The organism is Streptomyces sp. NPDC101166, assembly GCF_044768125.1.
GTDB lineage: Bacteria > Actinomycetota > Actinomycetes > Streptomycetales > Streptomycetaceae > Streptomyces.
In genome coordinates this window covers 64,576-82,197 of the sequence record NZ_JBIWPF010000008.1, presented here as the reverse complement: position 1 = coordinate 82,197, position 17,622 = coordinate 64,576, and the positions used below count along the sequence as shown (strand labels likewise).

General features: G+C 72.6%; 17 protein-coding genes. 2 read left to right on the top strand and 15 right to left on the bottom strand.

The features are described from left to right. Positions 1 to 22 precede the first annotated feature (22 nt). The 11 genes from ACIRS4_RS16355 to ACIRS4_RS16305 all read right to left on the bottom strand — a co-directional run bounded on the left by ACIRS4_RS16355 (position 23) and on the right by ACIRS4_RS16305 (position 10,053). On the bottom strand, positions 23 to 217 hold the full coding sequence (locus ACIRS4_RS16355) for a DUF6191 domain-containing protein (protein WP_404196140.1): 195 nt from the start codon (positions 215 to 217) through the stop codon (positions 23 to 25). 44 nt (positions 218 to 261) lie between these two features. Further along, positions 262 to 3,324, bottom strand: coding sequence for an AAA family ATPase (locus ACIRS4_RS16350; protein ID WP_404196137.1), 3,063 nt, complete (start codon positions 3,322 to 3,324; stop codon positions 262 to 264). Positions 3,325 to 3,407: 83 nt separating this feature from the next. After that, complete coding sequence (locus ACIRS4_RS16345) at positions 3,408 to 3,599, bottom strand: hypothetical protein (protein ID WP_404195688.1); 192 nt, start codon at positions 3,597 to 3,599, stop codon at positions 3,408 to 3,410. Positions 3,600 to 3,823: 224 nt separating this feature from the next. Beyond that, positions 3,824 to 4,402 (bottom strand): hypothetical protein, encoded by a 579-nt coding sequence (locus ACIRS4_RS16340; RefSeq protein WP_404195685.1) that lies wholly within the window; start codon positions 4,400 to 4,402, stop codon positions 3,824 to 3,826. A gap of 35 nt (positions 4,403 to 4,437) precedes the next feature. Next, the gene (locus ACIRS4_RS16335) at positions 4,438 to 5,013 is read right to left on the bottom strand and encodes a GNAT family N-acetyltransferase (protein WP_404195682.1); all 576 of its coding nucleotides are present in this window, start codon (positions 5,011 to 5,013) and stop codon (positions 4,438 to 4,440) included. Between the two features lie 139 nt (positions 5,014 to 5,152). Beyond that, a complete protein-coding gene (locus ACIRS4_RS16330; RefSeq protein WP_404195679.1) occupies positions 5,153 to 5,479 on the bottom strand; it encodes a hypothetical protein in 327 nt (108 codons plus the stop codon). Between the two features lie 126 nt (positions 5,480 to 5,605). Continuing rightward, positions 5,606 to 7,120 (bottom strand): Asp-tRNA(Asn)/Glu-tRNA(Gln) amidotransferase subunit GatB, encoded by a 1,515-nt coding sequence (gene gatB / locus ACIRS4_RS16325; RefSeq protein ID WP_404195676.1) that lies wholly within the window; start codon positions 7,118 to 7,120, stop codon positions 5,606 to 5,608. A 15-nt stretch (positions 7,121 to 7,135) separates the two neighbouring features. Continuing rightward, positions 7,136 to 7,375, bottom strand: a complete 240-nt coding sequence (locus ACIRS4_RS16320; RefSeq protein WP_130443268.1) for a hypothetical protein — start codon at positions 7,373 to 7,375, stop codon at positions 7,136 to 7,138. Further along, entirely contained in the window at positions 7,372 to 8,865 is a 1,494-nt protein-coding gene (gatA, locus tag ACIRS4_RS16315) for an Asp-tRNA(Asn)/Glu-tRNA(Gln) amidotransferase subunit GatA (protein ID WP_404195673.1), read from the bottom strand. Before gatA ends, ACIRS4_RS16320 begins: the two co-directional genes overlap by 4 nt. A 7-nt stretch (positions 8,866 to 8,872) precedes the next feature. Next, positions 8,873 to 9,169 (bottom strand): Asp-tRNA(Asn)/Glu-tRNA(Gln) amidotransferase subunit GatC, encoded by a 297-nt coding sequence (gatC, locus tag ACIRS4_RS16310; RefSeq protein ID WP_095936815.1) that lies wholly within the window; start codon positions 9,167 to 9,169, stop codon positions 8,873 to 8,875. A 305-nt stretch (positions 9,170 to 9,474) separates the two neighbouring features. Further along, entirely contained in the window at positions 9,475 to 10,053 is a 579-nt protein-coding gene (locus tag ACIRS4_RS16305) for a TetR/AcrR family transcriptional regulator (RefSeq protein WP_404195670.1), read from the bottom strand. A 90-nt stretch (positions 10,054 to 10,143) separates the two neighbouring features. Between ACIRS4_RS16305 and ACIRS4_RS16300 the strand changes: the two genes are divergently transcribed. Both ACIRS4_RS16300 and ACIRS4_RS16295 read left to right on the top strand, forming a co-directional pair. Continuing rightward, positions 10,144 to 10,590, top strand: a complete 447-nt coding sequence (locus ACIRS4_RS16300; RefSeq protein WP_404195667.1) for a DUF1772 domain-containing protein — start codon at positions 10,144 to 10,146, stop codon at positions 10,588 to 10,590. Positions 10,591 to 10,651: 61 nt separating this feature from the next. Beyond that, positions 10,652 to 11,077 carry a DUF4267 domain-containing protein gene (locus ACIRS4_RS16295; RefSeq protein WP_404195664.1) on the top strand — a complete coding sequence of 142 codons (426 nt, stop codon included), beginning with the start codon at positions 10,652 to 10,654 and terminating at the stop codon, positions 11,075 to 11,077. 23 nt (positions 11,078 to 11,100) lie between these two features. On the opposite strand, the gene ACIRS4_RS16290 is transcribed toward ACIRS4_RS16295, so the two are convergent. From ACIRS4_RS16290 to ACIRS4_RS16275, 4 genes are all read right to left on the bottom strand, one after another. Then, positions 11,101 to 13,341, bottom strand: coding sequence for a putative bifunctional diguanylate cyclase/phosphodiesterase (locus tag ACIRS4_RS16290; RefSeq protein WP_404195661.1), 2,241 nt, complete (start codon positions 13,339 to 13,341; stop codon positions 11,101 to 11,103). Between the two features lie 314 nt (positions 13,342 to 13,655). After that, the gene (gene ligA / locus ACIRS4_RS16285) at positions 13,656 to 15,848 is read right to left on the bottom strand and encodes an NAD-dependent DNA ligase LigA (protein ID WP_404195659.1); all 2,193 of its coding nucleotides are present in this window, start codon (positions 15,846 to 15,848) and stop codon (positions 13,656 to 13,658) included. 15 nt (positions 15,849 to 15,863) lie between these two features. Further along, positions 15,864 to 16,865 carry a methionine synthase gene (locus tag ACIRS4_RS16280; RefSeq protein WP_404195656.1) on the bottom strand — a complete coding sequence of 334 codons (1,002 nt, stop codon included), beginning with the start codon at positions 16,863 to 16,865 and terminating at the stop codon, positions 15,864 to 15,866. A 45-nt stretch (positions 16,866 to 16,910) separates the two neighbouring features. After that, a complete protein-coding gene (locus ACIRS4_RS16275) occupies positions 16,911 to 17,609 on the bottom strand; it encodes an SDR family oxidoreductase (protein WP_404195653.1) in 699 nt (232 codons plus the stop codon). Positions 17,610 to 17,622: the final 13 nt, after the last annotated feature.

Sequence of the window (17,622 nt, the reverse complement as noted above, 5' to 3'; positions counted from 1 at the left end):
GCCCCGAGGGGCACCGCGCCGCTCACGCGCCCGCCTCCGGCTCCCCCTCGCCCCGGTCCGTCGGTGGCGCCGGCGGACGGACGACGACTTTCCCGGAGGACAGGTCTATCGGCCCGCGCCCGGGGTCGGTGTCGCCGACGTCCTCCCGGGTCAGCTCCAGGCGTTTCTGCTCGTCGCGGGTGTGCTTGCGGCCGGGCGCGAACAGCTCCTCGAACATGTTGAACACAGCGCCTCCACAGCCGGGTCCTGCCAGCGTACGCCTCAGCCCGCCGCTGGCGTCTCGGCCGGGAAGAGGCCCAGCCGGTGCGCCGTCGCCGCCGCCTCGCCGCGACCGGAGACGCCGAGCTTGGCCAGGATGTTGGAGACGTGGACGCTCGCCGTCTTGGGGGAGATGAACAGCTCCTGCGCGATCTGCCGATTGGTGCGGCCGGCGGAGACCAGGCGCAGGACGTCGCGTTCGCGGTCGGTGAGGCCGAGGGCGCGGACGGGGTCGTCCGGTGCGCCGGCCGGTTGCGCGGCCGGGGCGAGGCGGGCGCGCTGGGCGAGCCGGGCGACCGCGTCGGCGAGCGGGCGGGCGCCGAGGTGGCCGGCCACGGCGTGGGCGAGGCGGAGCAGTTCGCCGGCCCGCTCGCGTTCGTCGTCGCCGCCTGCGGCCAGGAGCGCCTCGGCCTGGCGGTACCGGGTGCGGGCGAGGTCGTAGGGGCGCTCCAGCGCCTCGAAGGCGGTGACCGTCTCGCACCAGTCCTCGGGGCGGGCGCAGCCCTCGGCGCGCAGGAGTTCCACGGACAGCCAGTGTGCGTGGGCCTGCCAGACGGGGACGATCGCGGCGAGCTGCTTGGCGGCCTCGCGGATGCGGTCGAGGACCGCGGCGCGGCCCTCCTCGGCGGCGGGGCGGGTACGGGCGTCGCCCTCGACGGCGGCGGCGGTGATCAGCAGGGGCCAGGCATAGCGCTGGGCGCCGGGCGGGAGGTCCCCGTCGAGAACGCGGATGAGGTGGTCGCGAGCGTCCAGGAGGCGGCCGTCGGCCGCCGCGAGCGAGATGGCGAGGCGGGCCAGGGGTATCTCGTGGTGGGGCGAGTGGTCCTGAGCGCCGAAATATCCTCGGGCCGCCTCCAGTTGGCGTCCCGCCTCGGTGAGGTCGCCTCGGCAGAGGGCGAGTTCGGCGGACAGGGCGGCATGGAAGCCCCGCACGGCGACGCCGAGGCCGACGCTTCCGGCGACGGCGCAGGCGTGTCCGGCCTCGTCCCAACGCCCCAAGGAGATGAGGGACTCCGCCCGGTTGGCCTGGATCCAGGCCTCGTTCTCGGCCAGTTGGCGGTGCCGTGCGAAGGCCACTCCCTCCTCGATGATCGGCAGGGCCTCGTGGGAGCGGCCGACGGCCTCCAGCTCGTTGGGCAGGTTGACGTAGGCGTTGAGGGCCACGGAGGGGACGTCCTCGGCGAGCGCGCGCTCCTTGACCTCGTACAGCTCGGTGAGGCCGGCCTCGACGTCGCCGGCGTCGACCATGAGGACGCCGAGGATCTGGCGGGCGTTGAGCTCGACCTCGCGGGCGCCGACCATCCGGGCGTACTCCACGGCGTGCTCGCCCGCCGAGTAGGCGTCGGGTCCCGGGGCGTGCAGCAGCGACCAGTTGGCCATGTGGGTGAGCACCTCGGCGTGCACCTCGCTGGGCGGCAGGCCGCGTATCAGGTCCTGGGCGGTGGCCAGTTCCTCGCGTCCGCTGCCCCGGCCGAGGAAGCGGACAAGCCGGGAGCGCTGCACCCAGAACCAGGCGGCGCGCAGCGGGTCGTCGGCGTCCTCCAGGAGGCGCAGCGCCCGTTTGGTGATCTTCAGTGCCCGCTCGCGCTCCCCGCAGAGGCGTCCCGCGACGGCGGCCTCGGCCAGGAGGTCGAGGTAGCCCAGCGGCTCGGTGGCGGAGTCGCAGTCGCGGGACGGGGGGACCTCGATGTAGTCGGCGGGACGCAGCCGGGCGCGGACCTCCTCGGGCACGGTCTCCCACAGTTCCATCGCCCGCTCCAGCAGCCGCATTTGCTCGCTGTAGGCGTGGCGGGAGCGGGCGGCGACGGAGGCGTCGAGGACGGCGGGCAGGGCCTGGGCCGGGTCGTGGGCGTGGTACCAGTAGCTGGCCAGCCGCATGACGCGCTCGTCGGCGGGGACGAGTGTGGGGTCGGCCTGGAGGGCTTCGGCGTAGCGGCGGTTGAGGCGGGAGCGTTCGCCGGGCAGCAGGTCGTCGCTGACGGCCTCGCGGACGAGGGAGTGGCGGAAACGGTAGCCGTCCCCGGCGGGTGTGGCGAGCAGGAGGTTGGCGCCGACGGCGTCCCGCAGCGCCTGGATGAGGTCGTCCTCGGTGAGCCGGGCGACGGCGGCGAGCAGTCGGTGCTCGACGGTGGAGCCGCCCTCGGCCACGATCCGGGCGACGCTCTGGGCGCTCTCGGACAGCGCCTCGACGCGGACGAGCAGCAGGTCGCGCAGGGAGTCCGTGAGTCCGGTGCGGCAGCCCTCGTGGGCGGCGACGGCGAGTTCCTCGACGAAGAAGGCGTTGCCGTCGGAGCGTTCGAAGATGTCGTCGATCTGGGCCGGGTCGGGTTCCTGGGCGAGGATTCCGGCGACCTGCCGGCCGACCTCCTCGCGGGTCAGGCGGGCGAGTTCGAGGCGGCGGACGGTGCGCAGCCGGTCGAGTTCGGCGAGCAGGGGGCGCAGCGGGTGGCGGCGGTGGATGTCGTCGGAGCGGTAGGTGACGAGGACGACGAGGCGTCCGGTGCGCAGGGTGCGCAGGAGGTAGGCGAGGAGGTGGCGGGTGGAGGCGTCGGCCCAGTGCAGGTCTTCCAGGGCGACGACGACGGTGCGGTCGGCGGCGACGCGTTCCAGGAGGCGGGCGGTGAGTTCGAAGAGGCGGGCCATGCCCTCCTCGTCGTGCCGGCCGGCCGCCGCCTCGCCCAACTCGGGGAGCAGGCGGGCGAGTTCCTCTTCCTGGCCGGCCGCTGCGGCGGCCAGTTCCTCGGGCAGCGCGCGGCGCAGGGCGCGCAGGGCGGTGGAGAACGGCGCGAAGGGCAGTCCGTCCGCGCCGATCTCGACGCAGCCGCCGAGGGCGACGACGGCGGCGGGGCGCCGGTCGCCGGCGCGTCGGGCCGGGGCGGCCGTGGCGGCCGCGCGGGCGAACTCCTCGACGAGCCGGGTCTTGCCCACCCCGGCCTCGCCGCCGATCAGCAGTGCCTGTGGTTCTCCCGCGGCGGCGCGGGAGAGGGCGTCGTCCAGGACGCCCAACTCCTCGGCCCGGCCCACGAAGACGGGACTGACCCACCTGGTATCCACGGGGGCGAGCATCGCACAGCGGCGTGGGGCCGCCCCAGTGGTTATCGTCACGGCGGTGCTCGTCGCCGCGACGGCCAGGGACGCGGGGCCGGCGCTCACGCGGTCCGGGTGGACCGCAGTCGGCGGGGACGGCCGTCGACGGGCGCGCCGCTGTCGGAGCAGGCGCGTTCGGCGGCCTCGCGGCGGGCGGCCCGGCGGCCGCGGACGGCCTCGCGGGCGAGCCGCTCGTTGTCGGCCTGCCGGATCAGCTCGGCGGCCCGGACCTGCTGGTGCGTGTACTCGAACACGGTGTCCCCCTGGGATGTCGGTCGTCGGGACTGCTGTCGCGGCGCCGTCCGCCGCGATGCCTCCACCTTCTTGGACCAGGGGGGTCCCTCACATCGGGAGGGTTCCGCATCTTCGGGCCGCGCGAGGGGCCCCGGACACGCGTAAGGGGCCTCAGAGCGGCCGTAAGGTGCTTACGGCCGGGCCTGAGGCCCCTTAGTGTCGCCGGGTGAGCCGGGTGTGGCGCTCAGCTCGCGGACGGCAGTCCGAACAGGATGCCTGTGTACTTCAGGACGGCCAGCAGCAGGCCGATCACGCCGACCGCGACGCCCGCCCAGGCGACCGACTTGATCCACGGGGCCTGAGGCCTGCCGGGCGCGCCGAACGCGGGCCGGGCGAGCACGACGAAGCCGGTGACGAGCGCGGCCAGCGCGAACACGCCGGCCCACAGGGCGGTGGCCTGCCAGGCGTCGCCGTAGACGGCCTGGATCTGCTGGGCCACGCCGGCGCGCGAGGAGGTCTCCAGCTGCCCGATGAGGGTCTGTCGGGCGGCGGCCACGGTACCGAGCCAGCCGCCGTTCAGGGACGCCAGGCCGAGCACGACGGACACGACCGCGCCGGCGCCCTGGCCGACCCCGGAGGGTCCGGTCGCCTGGGCGTGGCCCGTCTGTCCGGTCGGTTCGCCGTCGATGTCGTGGGCGTCGGCGCCGGTCGGCGCGTTCTCGGCGAGCTCCGCCGTCGTCTCGCGGCCCGGGCCGTCGGTCTTCTTCTCGGCGGCTTCGGCGCCCGTCGTGACGCCGGTCTCGTCTTCAGTCTTGGTTGCCATGTCCCGCACCGTACGGACGCTGTCTGAGAGGTTTCTTAACGTCCGCTGTGAGCGCCACGCGCGCGTGCGGCGCGCCATTCGGGGGCCAGCACGGACCAGGTCTCGATGTCGTGCCGCACCCCGTGATGGGGGTAGGCCTCACGCCGTACGCCGTCCCGGGTCATCCCGAGCCGGCGGGCCACGTTCAGGCTGGGCTCGTTCCCTGCGGAGGCGATCCACTCGACGCGGTGGACGCCGCGCTGCTCGACGGCGAAGTCGATCAGCACCCGCATGGCGCGGGTGACCAGTCCGCGCCCGGTGCCCGCGGGCTCCAGCCAGCAGCCCACCTCGCAGTTGCCCTGCTCGGCGTCGAAGTGCAGCAACATCACCCCGCCGACGAGCCGGCCGTCCAGCCACAGGCCGTGCAGGGAGGCGGTGTCCGCGGCGCGCATGTCGGCGTACCGCTGGAGCAGCTCGCGGGCGGTGTCCACGTCGGTGGCCTTCGAGCCGAAGGGGACGAACCGGTTGATGAACTCCCGGCCGCGTTCCAGGTGCGCGAGGAACTCCTCGGCGTGCCAGGGCTCCAGGGGACGCAGTTCCGCTCCGTCGTCACCCAGCGATATCGCGTACATCCGGCTGCCGCTCCTTCCACAAGCCCGTTCCCGACCTCGCCGAGCCTCTCACGAGCGACGCGGGCCGAGTGCCGGTTCGACGCCGAGGCGAGGCAGGCGCCGGCCGAGTCCGGGGGGCCCTCGTGGCCGGGCTGCGGCGTCAGTCGGACTGGTCGCCGACGGCCATGATCATCACTCCGGCGATCAGCAGCCACAGTGCGCGCCGGGTGCGGCCGCGGGAGCCGAGGAGGGCGGCGAGCGCGCAGACGGCGGCGCCGAGGGCGTAGGCGGCGGGGACGAGCGCGGGGGCGGGTCCGGTCAGCCGCAGAAGCGACGCGGCGAGGCCCGCCAGAGTGAGCAGGGCGCCGGTGCCGGTCGCCGTCCAACGGGCGCGCCGGGCGTCCTCGACGCCGTACTCCTCGTCCTCGTCGACGGCCGTACCGCCCTGGACGTCGCGCTGGCTGCCGGAGTCGGGTCGTGCACTCATGCCGCGCGAGCGTAGCGCCTTCGCCGACGGGGCAGGTCAGGGGGGTTGCCGAAGCCGGGGCATGCGAAGGGGGACGCGCCGGGTCGGTGCGTCCCCCTTCGGCGACCGGGTGGGCCGGTGGCCGGGTCAGGCGTCGGTGACGCCGAGCTGCTGCAGGATCAGCTCCTTGACCCGGGCCGCGTCGGCCTGGCCCCGGGTGGCCTTCATGACCGCGCCGACCAGCGCGCCGGCCGCGGCCACCTTGCCGCCGCGGATCTTGTCCGCGATGCCTGGGTTTCCGGCGATGGCCTCCTCGACGGCGGCGGTGAGCGCGCCCTCGTCGGAGACGACCTTCAGACCGCGCTTGTCGACGACCTCGTCCGGCGTGCCCTCGCCCGCGAGGACGCCCTCGATGACCTGACGGGCCAGCTTGTCGTTCAGGTCGCCCTTCGCGACGAGCTCGGTGACCCGGGCGACCTGCGCCGGAGTGATCGCCAGCTCGTCGAGCGCCTTGCCCGACTCGTTGGCGCTGCGAGCGAGTTCGCCCATCCACCACTTGCGGGCGGAGGCCGCGTCGGCGCCGGCGTCGATCGTGGCGACGATCAGGTCCAGAGCACCGGCGTTCGTGATCGACTGCATGTCGGTGGCGGAGATCCCCCACTCGGCGAGCAGCCGGTTGCGGCGGGCCAGCGGCAGCTCGGGCAGCGCGGAGCGGATCTCCTCGACCCACACGCGGGAGGGGGCGACGGGAACGAGGTCGGGCTCCGGGAAGTACCGGTAGTCCTCGGCCTCCTCCTTCACCCGGCCCGAGGTCGTCGACCCGGTGTCCTCGTGGAAGTGGCGGGTCTCCTGGATGATCGAGCCGCCGGAGGAGAGCACGGCCGCGTGCCGCTGGATCTCGAAGCGCGCCGCACGCTCCACCGACCGGAGCGAGTTGACGTTCTTCGTCTCCGAACGGGTGCCGAACTTCTCGGTGCCGTTCGGGCGCAGCGACAGGTTCACGTCGCAGCGCATCTGGCCCATCTCCATCCGGGCCTCGGAGACGCCGAGCGCGCGGATGACCTCGCGCAGCTCACGCACGTACGCCCGCGCGACCTCGGGAGCGCGCTCGCCCGCGCCCTCGATCGGCTTGGTGACGATCTCGATGAGCGGGATGCCGGCGCGGTTGTAGTCCAGCAGCGAGTGCGAGGCGCCGTGGATGCGGCCGGTGGCGCCGCCCACGTGGGTCGACTTGCCGGTGTCCTCCTCCATGTGGGCGCGTTCGATCTCCACGCGGAAGGTCTCGCCGTCCTCCAGCTGGACGTCGAGGTAGCCGTTGAAGGCGATCGGCTCGTCGTACTGGGAGGTCTGGAAGTTCTTCGGCATGTCCGGATAGAAGTAGTTCTTCCGGGCGAAGCGGCACCACTCGGCGATCTCGCAGTTCAGCGCGAGGCCGATCTTGATCGCGGACTCGACGCCGGTCGCGTTGACGACCGGGAGCGCGCCGGGCAGGCCGAGGCAGACCGGGCAGGTCTGGGTGTTCGGGGCGGCGCCGAGCGAGGTCGAGCAGCCGCAGAACATCTTGGTCCTGGTGCCGAGTTCGACATGGACCTCGAGGCCCATGACGGGGTCGTACGACGCCAGCGCGTCCTCGTACGACACCAGGTCGGTCGTGGTGGTCACGGTGAACTTTCCCTCTCAGCCCAGCAGGACGTCGTCGTCGCCCAGCCGCTTCAGCTCGCGGTACAGGACGGCGAGGCCGGTGACGATGGCGGCGGCGGACACGGTGGCGTCGATCACGACCAGGAGGTCGTTCTCGGCGCGGGCCTTCCGGAGCCGCTTGGCGACGCCGAGCGCGCCGAACGCGGTGCCGGCCATGGACAGGTACAGACCGGACTTGGACTTGTTGAAGCTCTTGGCCTTGGTCAGTGCGCTCACAGCGACGGAGCCTCCTCGAGAAGCGGGTGCCCCCACCTTTCCACGAAGGCGGCCTCGACGGCGGCGCCGACCTTGTACAGCCGGTCGTCCTTCAGGGCCGGGGCGATGATCTGCAGGCCGACGGGGAGGTTGTCCTCCGGGGCGAGGCCGCAGGGCAGCGACATGGCCGCGTTGCCCGCCAGGTTGGTGGGGATGGTGCACAGGTCGGCGAGGTACATCGCCATCGGGTCGTCGGCACGCTCGCCGATCGCGAAGGCGGTGGTCGGGGTCGTCGGGGAGACGATCACGTCGACCTGCTCGAAGGCCTTCTCGAAGTCGCGGGTGATGAGCGTGCGGACCTTCTGCGCGGAGCCGTAGTAGGCGTCGTAGTAGCCCGAGCTCAGCGCGTACGTGCCGAGCATGATGCGGCGCTTGACCTCGGGGCCGAAGCCCGCCTCACGGGTGAGGGAGGTGACCTCCTCGGCGGAGTGCCCGCCGTCGTCGCCGGTGCGCAGGCCGTAGCGCAGGCCGTCGAAGCGGGCGAGGTTGCTGGAGCACTCGCTGGGCGCGATCAGGTAGTACGCGGAGAGCGCGAGGTCGAAGGACGGGCAGTCCAGCTCGACGATCTCGGCGCCGAGCTCCTTCAGCAGCGCGACGGACTCGTCGAACCGCTGGATGACGCCGGCCTGGTAGCCCTCGCCGCGGAACTGCTTGACCACGCCGACGCGCATGCCGGCGACGCTGCCGTTGCGGGCGGCCTCGACGACCGGCGGGACGGGGGCGTCGATCGACGTGGAGTCGAGCGGGTCGTGTCCGGCGATGACCTCGTGCAGCAGCGCCGCGTCCAGGACCGTACGGGCGCAGGGGCCGCCCTGGTCGAGGGAGCTGGAGAAGGCGACCATGCCGTAGCGGGACACCGCGCCGTACGTCGGCTTCACGCCGACCGTGCCGGTGACGGAGGCGGGCTGGCGGATGGAGCCGCCGGTGTCGGTGCCGATGGCGAGCGGGGCCTCGAAGGAGGCGAGCGCGGCGGACGAGCCGCCGCCGGAGCCGCCGGGGATCTTGGTGAGGTCCCAGGGGTTGCCGGTCGGGCCGTAGGCGCTGTTCTCCGTGCTCGACCCCATGGCGAACTCGTCCATGTTGGTCTTGCCGAGGATGACGACGTCGGCGGCCTTCAGCCGTCGGGTGAGCGTCGCGTCGTACGGCGGGATCCAGCCTTCGAGGATCTTCGAGCCGACGGTCGTCGGGATGCCCTCGGTGGTGAAGATGTCCTTGAGCGCGAGGGGGACGCCGGCCAGCGGGCCGAGCTTCTCGCCGCGCTCCCGCTTCTCGTCGACGGCGCGGGCCTGCGCGAGGGCGCCCTCGCGGTCGACGTGCAGGAAGGCGTGCACCTTCTCGTCGACGGCGTCGATCCGGGCCAGGTGGGCCTCGGTGACCTGGACGGCGGTGAGTTCGCCGGAGGCGATCTTCGCGGCGATCTCGGCCGCGGTGAGCTTGATGATGTCCGTCATGGCGTTGTTAGTCCTCCCCCAGGATCTGCGGCACCTTGAAACGCTGCTGCTCCTGGGCCGGGGCGCCGGAGAGCGCCTGCTCGGGGGTGAGCGACGGACGGACCTCGTCCACGCGCATGACGTTCGTCAGCGGGAGCGGGTGCGAGGTCGGCGGTACGTCTTGGTCGGCGACCTCGCTGACGCGGGCCACCGCGCCGATGATGTCGTCCAGCTGTCCCGCGAAGTGATCGAGCTCTTCGGGCTTCAGCTCCAGACGCGCCAGCCGGGCGAGGTGGGCGACCTCCTCGCGCGTGATGCCAGGCATGCAGCGTTCCTCTGGGGTGAGTGCGTGTGGTGTGGGGCCAATCCTAGGGTGCGGCGGCGCGTGACCGTGAAACCGTTTCGCACGGGTGCCTCGCTCAGAGCGAAGTGCGTCCCGCCGGGACGCCGTGGCCGGAGCGTCGACAGCTTGTCGAGCAGCGCTGGAACACGGAGCCGATTCAGACGCTTTGAGAGCGGCCCGGTGATCCACGCGCCCGGGGACCGGCGCTCTGCGGCTGCGCCGTGCGCGCCGCAGGCAAGGCGGCGGCGGAGTGCGGGCCCCGGCTGCGCGCCCGCCGGAATGGTGTGTCAGCCCCTGGCGAGCCGGTCCACCAACAGCTCCACCCTCGACTCGGTGTCCTCCCGTGGCAGCCGTCCCGACCGGGTCAGGGTCGCCACCCCGTGCAGGGACGCCCAGAACACCTCGGTGAACAATCCCGGGGCGACACCGTCGCCGGCGACCTCGCCGAGGCTCTCCAGCAGCGCGGCGAAAGCGTCCTTGAGGGGTTCCGGAGTGTCCTCCTGCGCGTACGCCAGACCGCCGTCGAGCTGGAAGATGGCGTCGTAGACCGCCGGGTTGCATGCGGCGAAGTCGAGATAGGCGTGGGCGAGGGCGGCGACCCGCTCTCGCGGGCCGTCCGCGGCGGCGGTCGCGGTCCGCACCGCCGCGGCCATCTCGGTGGCGCCCTGGAGGGCCACGGCGCCGATGATCTCGCGTTTGCCGCGGAAGTGGCTGTAGAGGACGGGCTGACTGTATTCGATGCGCTCGGCGAGCCGGCGGGTGGTGACCGCGTCCCAGCCCTGCCGTTCGGCCAGTTCGCGGGCCGTCGCCACGATGAGGCGCTCGCGCTCCGCCCGTTCGCGTTCCTTGCGTTCCTGTACCGACATGATTCGATCCTAGCACCGCTAGACAATCGAGCGGCGGCTGCACTAGCGTTGCAACGTCATCTAGCGGCACTAGATTCCAGGAGGATCATCATGTTCACTGCACTTGAGGTCGTCACCACCGTGGTCGTCGGCGTGATGGTGGGGGTGGAGTTCTCCGTCGCCTTCGTCATGAACCGGATATTCAACGCCCTCCCGGAGGACAGCGACCAACTCGGCCGCTCCCACGGAGGCCGGATGCTCGGCGCCGTGATGCCGTTCTGGTACATCGGCTCGCTCGTCCTGGTCGCGGTCTGGGCCGTCACCGGGTGGGGCCACGACGGCGCCGGCCTCGTCGTCACCGCCGGCTCGCTGCTGATCGTCAGCGTGATCATGTCGATTCTGCTGCTCGTCCCGATCAACGACCAGGGCAAGACGTGGACCCCCGAGAACCGGCCCGAGGACTGGAAGGAGCAGATGAACCGCTGGGACCGCTTCCACTACGTCCGCGTCGCCGTCATCATCGCCGCCTTCGCCTTCCTGGTCGCCGCCCTCGCCTGAGCCACGAGCTCACCCGCCCGGTCGTCAGCCGCAGCTCACGAAGACCGCAAGGAGAAGAACAATGTTGCTGAAGAAGACCAACACCGTCATGGCCGCCGCGTTCATCCTCTTCATCCTCTGGTTCGGTACGGAGTTCATCCTGAGCCCGGAGACGACGGCGCCGAGCTTCGGACTGCCGAGCTGGCCGTCCGGCGACGGCGGCGGCTTCCTGATCACCAAGGGGATCCGCGATGTCGTGTTAGCCCTGGTCCTGGGCACCCTGCTGGTGACAGGCCACCGCCGGGCGCTGGGCCGGGTGCTGCTGGTGGAGGCCCTCGCCGCCTACGGCGACATGACCACCGTGCTGGCCCACCACGGCTCCGTGGCCACCGCGCTCGGCGTCCACGGCCTGACCGCGACGCTGATGGTGGTCAACGGTCTGCTGATGATGCGCGAGACCCGCAAGGTCGCGGCCGCTCCGGCGACGCCCGTCCCGCAGCCCGCCTGATCTGCGCCTGAGACGGTGGGAGGTCACTCGGCCGCGGGGAGCGCCGCTCGGGGGCGTTGCCAGCCTCGGGAACCCCGGGCCAGGAGCCAGGCCGTCGCCTCCTGCGGGGGCATCGCCGCCGCGACCAGCCAGCCCTGTACGGCGTCGCAGCCGAGGTCGCGCAACCGCTCCCATGTCTCGTCGTCCTCGACGCCCTCCGCGACGACGAGCAGGCCCAGCGAATGAGCGAGGTCGACCGTGCAGCGGACGATCTCCGCGTCCTGCGTGTCGACGGCCAGCCGGGCCACGAACGAGCGGTCGATCTTGAGCTCGCTGACCGGCAGCCGGCGCAGATGGACCAGCGAGGAGTACCCGGTGCCGAAGTCATCCAGCGACATCTTCACGCCGTGCGCGGTCAGCCCGTTGAGGGTGTCGGCGGCGCGCTGCGGATCCTCCAGCAGCACATGCTCGGTGATCTCGAGCTGGAGCGAACCCGCGGGCACCCCGTGCCGGGCCAGCCGCGCCGCGACGGAGCCGGCGAAGCCGGGGGTGTGCACGTCGCGCGGGGAGACGTTGACCGCGACCGGCACGTCCAGCCCCTGGGAGCGCCACTCGGCGACCTGCCCGAGCGCGGTCTCCAGCACGTACTCGGTGAGGTGCGGCATCAGTCCGGAGGACTCCGCGATCGCTATGAACTCGTCCGGCGGCACCTTCCCCCGCTCCGGGTGCACCCACCGCACCAGCGCCTCCAGGCCCGCGACCTGCCCGTCGAAGCGGACCTTGGGCTGGTAGTGCAGCTGCACCTCGTGCGCGTCGAGCGCGCGCCGCAGATCGCCCAGCAGGCCCAGGCGGTCGGGGGTGTTGGAGTCCCGCTTGGACTCGTAGACCTCGACGCCCGTACGGTCCCGCTTGGCCTGGTACATCGCCACGTCCGCCCGCCGCAGCAGCCCCTCCGAGTCGAGGGCGTGGTCGGGGAAGACGGCGACGCCGGCGCTGGCCTCCAGCACGAGGGTGAGCCCGTCGAGATCGAGGGGGGAGCTGAGGGCGGCGACGAGTCCGCGGGCGACCCGGGTCGCGGAGGTCGTGGAGTCGGCGACGGGCAGTAAGACGGCGAACTCGTCCCCGCCGAGCCGGGCGACCTCCGCCCCCCGGGGCAGCGCGAGCCGCAGCCGGTCGGCGATCTGGAGGAGCAGCCGGTCCCCGGCCAGATGACCGAGGGTGTCGTTCACCGAGCGGAATCGGTCCAGGTCGATCAGCATCAGCGCGGCCCGGGCGCCGATCCGTTCGGCGTCGTCCAGCGCGGTCCAGATGCGTTCCCCGAGCCACTGGCGGTTGGGCAGCCCGGTCAGCGGGTCGCGCAACTGCTCCTCGGCCCGCGCGCGGGCCATCCACAGGGTGGAGTCGAGGGCGATGAGCGGGATGGCGAACAGCGGCAGCAGGACCGGCTTCGCCATGGCCACCACGCACACCAGCGGGGCTATCCCGAGCAGCGCGACCGCCACCAGTCCCTGCCGGACCAGGGCCGTGCGGGCGACGGTGGGCAGACCGCCGGTGCGCGGCGCGTTCAGGTACCAGAGCAGGACGCGGGTGACCGAGAGATAGGCGACGGCGACCAGCGCCACCTGGGGCGCGGTGTACGGCGTCCAGGTGTCGGGGGCCCAGGGGCGCTCGACGGACGGAACCCGCCCGCAGGCCGCCAGCAGCAGCGCGGCGCAGCCGATGCCGAGAATGTCGACCGCGCCGTGCAGCACGCCCTGGCGCCAGCGGTGGCGCCGGGCCACGCCGACGAGGACGACGACGGTGAGGCTGACCAGTCCGGCGGGCAGCCAGCCGTAGAGGAGCAGGACGGCGAGGGTGAGGGCGGCGCCGGATCCGGTGCCGCCCCACCAGCGGGCCCGGCCGAGCATGACCAGATGGCCTACGACGACGCCGGTCAGCACGGCCAGCGACCAGCCGGCGGCGCCGGACGGGAAGAGGGCGTGGTGGCCGGTGAAGGCACCGTAGAAGCCCGCGCCGAGGGCGAGCGCGGCCGCCGAGACGATCACCATGGGCAGTACCGGCCAGGGCGGCCGGTGCTCGGCCCCGCCGCCGGGCAGTCCGGGCACGGACCCGGCCGGCGGTGCGGCGGAGGCGCAGGAGGCCATGGAGCCGTGCGGTGTCCCGGTGCGTGCCTGCGCGCCCTGCGGCGGCGCTGACCACGCCACCCACCGGCTGCCCCACCAGACGCCGGCGACCCGGCGCCGGCGCAGCCCTGAGTCGGGGGCGGCGCTCTCGGTCGGTTCCATTCGCGTCCCTCTCACAGCCGGCGGTGCCCACGCCCCGCGGCCCGCCGCCCGGCGATCCCGGGCGGCGCCGCGTCGGAAAGCCCTTCGCCCCGGTCCCGGCGGCCCCGTCAGGGCTCCGGGTCTTCACGGGGATGCGCCGACCGCAGCGGGGCACGGCAGGCGCACACCTCAACAGTAGGCCGCGGTCGGCTTCCTCGGGCAGCCGTCGTCGACGGTTGCCCGAATGCGCCCCGGCCACCCGTATGCATCTGGTATGCGCCGATCGAGTGGCCTTCAACCGCTCCTGGAACCGGCTCTTCGAGCGGCCTCGCGTGCTACCCCTCGGCCGGGAGGGCCGCCTCTGCGGCCGCTTCGGGCCCCTGTTCGAGCAGGACCGTGAACCCTTCCTCGTTCAGGACGGGCACCTTGAGCTGCATCGCCTTGTCGTACTTCGATCCGGGGCTGTCACCCACCACGACGAACGACGTCTTCTTCGACACCGATCCGGTCACCTTCGCGCCACGGCTCTGCAGGGCGTCCTTCGCGCCGTCCCGGGTGAAGTGCTCCAGGGTGCCGGTGACGACGACGGTGAGGCCCTCCAGGGGACGCGGCCCCTCGTCCTCGCCGGAGCTCTCCTCCTCCATGCGCACCCCGGCGGCTTTCCACTTGCGCAGGATCTCCTGGTGCCAGTCCTCGGCGAACCACTCCTTGAGGGAGGCGGCGATGATGGGGCCGACGCCCTCGGTGTTCGCGAGTTCCTCCTCGCTCGCGGCCTGGATGCGGTCGATGGAGCGGAACTCCCGCGCGAGCGCCTCCGCGGCGACCGGTCCCACGTGCCGGATCGACAGACCGGTCAGGACGCGCGCCAGCGGGCGCTCCTTGGCGGCCGCGATGTTCTCCAGCATCGCGACGGCGTTCTTCCTCGGCTCGCCCTGCTGGTTGGCGAAGACGGTGGCGATCTTCTCCTCGCCGGTCTTCGGGTCGCGCTTGGGCAGACCGCTGTCCTGGTCCAGGACGTACGCCCTGATCGGCAGCAGCCGCTCGATGGTGAGATCGAACAGGTCGCCCTCGTCGACCAGCGGCGGCTCGCTCGGCTCCAGCGGCTTGGTGAGGGCGGCCGCGGAGACATAGCCGAAGTGCTCGATGTCCAGGGCCTTGCGGCCGGCCAGGTAGTACAGCCGCTCGCGCAACTGGGCCGGGCAGGTACGGGCGTTGGGACAGCGCAGGTCGACGTCGCCCTCCTTCATGGGCCGCAGCGCCGTACCGCACTCGGGGCACTCGGACGGCATCACGAACTCCCGCTCGGTGCCGTCGCGCAGGTCAGCCACCGGGCCGAGGATCTCCGGGATGACGTCACCGGCCTTGCGCAGGACGACGGTGTCGCCGATGAGGACGCCCTTGGCCTTGACGACGTCCTGGTTGTGCAGCGTCGCGAACTCGACCTCCGAACCGGCCACCGTCACGGGCTCGACCTGGGCGTACGGCGTCACCCGGCCCGTACGGCCCACGCCCACACGGATGTTGACGAGCTTGGTGTTGACCTCCTCCGGCGCGTACTTGTACGCGATCGCCCAGCGCGGCGCGCGGGAGGTGGAGCCCAGCCGGCCCTGGAGGGGGATCTCGTCGAGCTTGACGACGACCCCGTCGATCTCGTGCGCCACCGAGTGGCGGTGCTCGCCGTAGTACGCGATGAACTCCCGTACGCCGTCGAGTCCGTCGACCACCTTGTTGTGGGGCGAGGTGGGCAGGCCCCAGGACTTCAGGAGGTCGTAGGCCTCGGAGAGGCGGGTGAGCCCTTCGTAGCCCTCCAGGGCGCCGATGCCGTGCACGACCATGTGCAGGGGGCGGGTGGCGGTGACGCGCGGGTCCTTCTGGCGCAGCGAACCGGCCGCCGCGTTGCGCGGGTTGGCGAAGGGCTTGTCGCCGGCCGCGACGAGGCGGGCGTTGAGCTCCTCGAACTTCTCCATCGGGAAGTAGACCTCGCCGCGGATCTCCACGAGCGTGGGCACGCCGTCCCCGGAGAGCCGCTCCGGGATCTCCGCGATGGTGCGCACGTTGGGCGTGATGTCCTCGCCGGTGCGGCCGTCGCCGCGGGTCGCCGCGCGTGTGAGCCGGCCGTTCTCGTAGGTGAGGTTGACGGCCAGGCCGTCGACCTTCAGCTCGCACAGGAAGTGGTACACGGAGGCGCCCACGTCCTTGTGGACGCGCTCCGCCCAGGCGGCCAGCTCCAGATCGTCGAAGGCGTTGTCCAGGGAGAGCATCCGCTCGCGGTGCTGGACCGCCGTGAACTCCGTGGCGTACGCGCCCGCGACCTTCTGGGTCGGCGAGTCGGGCGTGCGCAGCTCCGGATACCGCTCCTCCAGCGCCTCCAGGGTGCGCAGGAGCCGGTCGAACTCCGCGTCGCTGATGACGGGAGCGTCCTTCACGTAGTAGCGGAAGCGGTGCTCCTCGATCTGCTCGGCGAGCTGCGCGTGCTGCTCCCGTGCCTCGCTGGGCACCGCCGTCTCCGCTTGCCTTTCGCCGGCCACCGTGTCGTCCTCCCGTTACTCTGGGTTGTCCGCGAGTGATCTCGCCGCCCGGGCGCAATGGGCGAGCGCCTGTCGCGCGTACCCCGGGGAAGCCCCCGCGAGGCCGCACGTCGGCGTGACCGTGACCGTTTCCGCGAGCAGCCCCGGTCGCAGGCCCAGCCTGCGCCACAACGTCCTGACACCCATGACGCTACCGGCAGGGTCTGACAATGCCGTGTCCGTGCCGGGCACGACACCGGCGAACAGCCGGGTACCCGCTTCCACCGCCTCGCCGATCGCGTCGTCGTCACGCTCGGTGAGAAGGGAGAAGTCGAAGGAGACCGCCGCGGCACCGGCCCGGCGCAGCAGCGCGAACGGCACGTCCGGCGCGCACGAGTGGACCACGACGGGGCCCTCGGCGTGCACTCCGACGACGTCCCGCAGGGTCGCCGCGACGATCTGCCGGTCCACGGCCCGGTGGGTGCGGTAGCCGCTGGCGGTCCGCACGTGGCCGCGCAGGACGGCGGTGAGGGAGGGCTCGTCGAGCTGGAGGACGAGCTCGGCGCCGGGGACGCGGCGCCGTACCTCCGCGAGGTGCAGGCGCAGCCCCTCCGCGAGGGAGGCGGACAGGTCGCGTACGGCGCCGGGGTCGGACAGGGCGGCCTCGCCGTTGCGCAGCTCCAGCCCGGCGGCGAGCGTCCAGGGGCCGACGGCCTGGACCTTCAGGGGGCCCTGGTGGTCCTGTGTGAACTCCTCCAACGCGTCGAGGTCCTCCCCCAGCCACGACCTGGCCCGTCTGGTGTCCCGGCCCGGGTGGTCGCCGATGCGCCAGCCACTGGGCTCCACGCGCGCGTAGAGCTCCACGAGGAGGCCTGCGGTACGGCCGATCATGTCGGCGCCGGGGCCTCTGGCGGGGAGTTCGGCGAGGAAGGGGAAGTCCTCGAAGGAGCCGGTGGCTGTCTTCGCGGCCTCTCTGGCGTCGCCGCCGGGCAGGGACCCGACGCCCGTGGCGGAGCCGAAACTGAAAGTTGCGTTCACGCGAGAAGCCTACGGAGTCCCTGGATCGGCTCGCCCTGCTCCCCGTCAGCGACCCGGCCGTACCGTCAGGTCGTTGATCTCCGCGTCCCTCGGCAGGTCGATCGCCATGAGGATGGTCGACGCCACCGACTCGGGGTCGATCCACCGGTCGGGGTCGTACTCCTTGCCCTCCTGCCGGTGCACCTTGGCCTGCATCGGGCTGGCCGTTCGCCCGGGGTAGACCGACGTGACGCGGACGCCGCCCGCGTGCTCCTCGTGACGCAGGGAGTCCGCGAGGGCCTTCAGGCCGTGCTTGGAGGCGGCATAGGCGGACCAGTCGGCATGGGCGTTCAGCCCCGCGCCGGAGTTAACGAACACCACATGACCGCGAGCCGTCCGCAACTGCGGGAGGAAGTGCCGCGTCAGCTCCGCCGGCGCGACGAGGTTGACGTTGAGCTGATGACGCCAGGACTTGGGAGTCAGCTCCCCCACCGGTCCGAGATCGACGACGCCCGCGATGTGCAGCAGGCTGTCCACACGCTCCGGCAGCGTCTGGTGCGAGAAGGCCCAGGACAGCCGGTCGGGGTCGGCGAGGTCGCCGACGAGCGTCCGCGCCCCGGGGAACCGGCCCGCCAGCTCCTTCGCCCGTCCCGCGTCACGCGCGTGCAGCACGAGTTCGTCGCCGCGCTCGTGGAGACGGCGGGCGACGGCCGCGCCGATGCCGGAACCGGCCCCGGTGATCACATGAGTAGCCATGCCCGCCATGCTCGCATCACCG